The sequence below is a fragment of the Brevundimonas sp. GW821-FHT09G01 genome (genome assembly GCF_059416065.1).
Map to the genome: position 1 here is coordinate 1 of NZ_JBWKOL010000016.1, position 1,754 is coordinate 1,754.

At 70.2% G+C, this 1,754-nt stretch carries 1 protein-coding gene; it reads left to right on the forward strand.

Annotation, left to right across the window (positions count from 1 at the left end; all coding sequences use genetic code 11):
* On the forward strand, positions 1-1,754 hold a 1,754-nt coding region (locus AC07NB_RS17615; RefSeq protein ID WP_494572543.1), incomplete at both ends, for a calcium-binding protein.

A 1,754-nucleotide genomic window follows, 5' to 3' on the forward strand; every position in this document is an offset into this window, starting at 1 on the left:
CTGACCGGCGGCGGGGGCAACGACCTGCTGGACGGCGGAAACGGCATCGACACGGCGGACTATTCCGGCGCGGCGGCGGGTGTCACGGCCCAGCTGAACACGGGCCAGGCGTCCAACGACGGCGACGGCGGCGTGGACACGCTGATGGGGATCGAGAACCTGACCGGTTCGGCCTTCAACGACGTGCTGCTGGGCGACGGGGGAAGCAACGTCCTGCGCGGCGGAGCCGGCTATGACGTGCTGATCGGCCTGGCCGGGAACGACGTCATCCACGGCGGCGCGGGCGCGGCCAACGAGCTGTACGGCGGCGAGGGCGACGACCGCTATGTCGTCGAGGCCGAGGACACCATCGTCGAACAGGCCGGCGAAGGCGTCGATCTGGTCGAGACCGGCCTGTCGCGCTTCCGCCTGTCGGCCAATGTCGAGAACCTGACCTACACCGGCACGGCCGGTTTCGAGGGCCAGGGCAACGCCGGCGACAACGTCATCCGCGGGACCACGGGCCGCGACGTGCTGATCGGCTTCGGCGGCAACGACATCCTGTACGGCGGCGCCGGCACGGCCAACGAGCTCTACGGCGGCGCGGGCGACGACTACTATGTGGTCGAGGCCAACGACACGGTCGTGGAGGCCGAGAACGACGGGATCGACACGGTCGAGTCGCGGCTGGATACGTTCGTCCTGCGCGTCAACATCGAGAACCTGGTCTATAACGGAACCGGGAACTTCACCGGCGTCGGCAACGCGTCCAACAACCTGATCATCGGCGGGGCGGGCAATGACCGCCTGGTCGGCGGGGCCGGCCTCGACACCCTGAACGGCGGCGACGGCCGCGACATGGCGGACTATTCCAGCGCCGCGGCCGGGGTGACGGTCCGCCTGGACCGCAACCAGGCGTCCAACGACGGCGACGGGGCGTCCGACGTGCTGAACGGCATCGAGGACGTGCGCGGCTCGGCCTTCAACGACGTGATCTTCGGCGACGCGGGCGCCAACACCCTGTGGGGCGGGGACGGCTATGACGTGCTGGCCGGCTTCGACGGCGACGACGTCATCCACGGCGGGACCGGCGCGGCCAACGAGCTGTACGGCGGGGCGGGCAACGACCGCTACGTCGTCGAGGCCGAGGACACCATCGTCGAACAGGCCGGCGAGGGCGTGGACCTGGTCGAGACCGGCCTGGCGCGCTTCCGCCTGTCGGCCAATGTCGAGAACCTGACCTACACCGGCACGACCGGCTTCGAGGGCCAGGGCAACGCCGGCGACAACGTCATCCGCGGGACCACCGCGCGCGACGTGCTGATCGGCTTCGACGGCAACGACATCCTGTACGGCGGCTCCGGCGCGGCCAACGAGCTCTACGGCGGCGCGGGCGACGACTACTATGTGGTCGAGGCGGGCGACACGATCGTGGAGGCCGAGAACGGCGGCGCCGACAGCGTCGAGGCGCGCCTGAACGTCTTCTACCTGGGCGCCAACATCGAGAACCTGGTGTTCGGCGGGGTGGGCGATTTCGTGGGGACGGGCAACAGCCTGAACAACCTGATCATCGGCGGCGGCGGCGACGACGTGCTGGCCGGTGGCGGCGGCTCGGATCAGATCCAGGGCGGCGGCGGTCACGACCGGCTGCTGCTGCGCGGGGTCCAGGCCGACTACACCATCACCGCCGAGGGCGCCGGCTGGCGGATCATCGACAACACCGCCGGCCGCGACGGCTCGATCCTGGCCACCAGCATCGAGGTCCTCGAGTTCGG